At 34.1% G+C, this 1,507-nt stretch carries 3 protein-coding genes; all 3 read right to left on the reverse strand.

The window, feature by feature from the left end:
* Positions 1 to 293 precede the first annotated feature (293 nt).
* Positions 294 to 713, reverse strand: a complete 420-nt coding sequence (locus WGMM_RS07060; protein WP_338062966.1) for an IS3 family transposase — start codon at positions 711 to 713, stop codon at positions 294 to 296.
* Positions 698 to 1,000: a transposase gene (locus tag WGMM_RS01060; protein WP_240991815.1), complete on the reverse strand. Its 303-nt coding sequence runs from the start codon at positions 998 to 1,000 to the stop codon at positions 698 to 700. Before WGMM_RS01060 ends, WGMM_RS07060 begins: the two co-directional genes overlap by 16 nt.
* 287 nt (positions 1,001 to 1,287) lie before the next feature.
* On the reverse strand, positions 1,288 to 1,507 hold a 220-nt coding region (locus tag WGMM_RS01065; RefSeq protein WP_128080196.1), incomplete at its 5' end, for an FtsB family cell division protein.

The following is a 1,507-nucleotide window of genomic DNA, read 5'->3' on the forward strand; positions in this document are numbered from 1 at the left end:
TTTTACCGTCCTCAAATCTACTTTCTTATATTCAGAGTTTTCTTCCTTTTTGCTCGCTTTTATTGGTTTACTTAACACTAATTTTTCATATGCATCTAATAGATACAACTCTGCTAATCGATTTACTTCATCACTACAACTAATACGAACTATTAATTTCTTGTTGCCCATGAGCTCTACCATATATTATCCATCGAGACATATGGTTATTTGATCATTAGCTCTATAAATAAATTCAACTCTACGTTCTTTTTGTAGAAGCTTTCGGGAAATAGTCTTCTCAAGTTTCAGGTTTATTGCAATATTGTTGGCGGAGTCCCTCCTTGGTTTTGATGTAAGTAATCCCATACTTTATTTGGTTGATCAACAATAAAGTTTAGATCTAGTATATTGGGAGCTACAGCTCTATTATCTGTTTGTTGTTTTTTAATTTTAAACTTTCTTTTCAGTATAGCCCTGATGTCATTTTTCTGCATAATACTTTGCACCGTTTTCAAATTGCAACTTTTACCCAAAGCCTTCAATTCAGCATGAATTTTAGGAGCTCCATATCTACATTTAGAAACTTCATATATTTTTTGAATAGCTTCGAGTAGCTCTTTATTTGCTGATTCTCTACTGCTTATTTTTCTTGTGGTCCACTTATAGTAGCCACTAGCAGAAAATCCTACATAATTCCTGTACTTTATAGCAGTTACTATATAAAAAAATATTTTACTCTTTTTGACTGGCCAGGGCTTTTTTTTAAATGTCTCTTTCCCTTGTTACTCTTGCTTTGTAAATCAAACCTTTCTTTGTCGTAAGGAGCCATGTTACCTCTACCTGGAAATGCACCTGCTGCTGACTTTTTTTCGTTGTGTTTCTTTATCGATTTTCCTAATAAAACACCCTTTATTCCTAAATCCTTTGCTGTTTTTGTAATTGTTTGACCTGCCTTTCTTTGTTCATTTGCCAGTTTAACAGCTTCCAATTTGAATTCTGCTGTATATTCTCTTACCATTTCTAGTCCTCCAAAATTTTATTTTACCCAAAAAAACTCTTTTCTTTCTCTCCACTTTTACTGGGTAAGGTCATGCAGCTTTTAGGTAATTTAATGCTAAAAATTTTAGAGAGAAATTTTATACACAATCTCTGACATTTTTCCTTAAGTTGACGCCATTGTCTGTTCAGCTAAGCGGTGTGAGAGACAATATAGCTAAACTGACTTAGATTTACCGACAATTTGAAAAACCGTCATCCCGCTACGTGTTAGCGCCGCGGCGGTATGACGTAGGGAGATCTCTACTGCTATTCCACGTCAAGAACAACCATAAGTTCATTAGGGTTCACATAACCTAAAGCATTTTTTGCTTGCTCATCGAGCAGATCTAAATCTAAGCTTTTTTCATATAAGCCAAATACTTTGTTGTCCAACTTTTCCTTTTCAGAAGAGACATCTTTTAGCAAAAGTTTATTGTCCTCGATTTCTTTTTTTAAATCGATTAACGTCAATAAGCCACGTTTACCT

It is taken from the genome of Wolbachia endosymbiont of Glossina morsitans morsitans (assembly GCF_000689175.1).
GTDB lineage: Bacteria > Pseudomonadota > Alphaproteobacteria > Rickettsiales > Anaplasmataceae > Wolbachia > Wolbachia pipientis.

Bases quoted from the DNA above. Each gene is read 5' to 3' on its own strand.
- WGMM_RS01060 (WP_240991815.1), bottom strand. From the start codon at position 1,000: ATGGTAAGAGAATATACAGCAGAATTCAAATTGGAAGCTGTTAAACTG.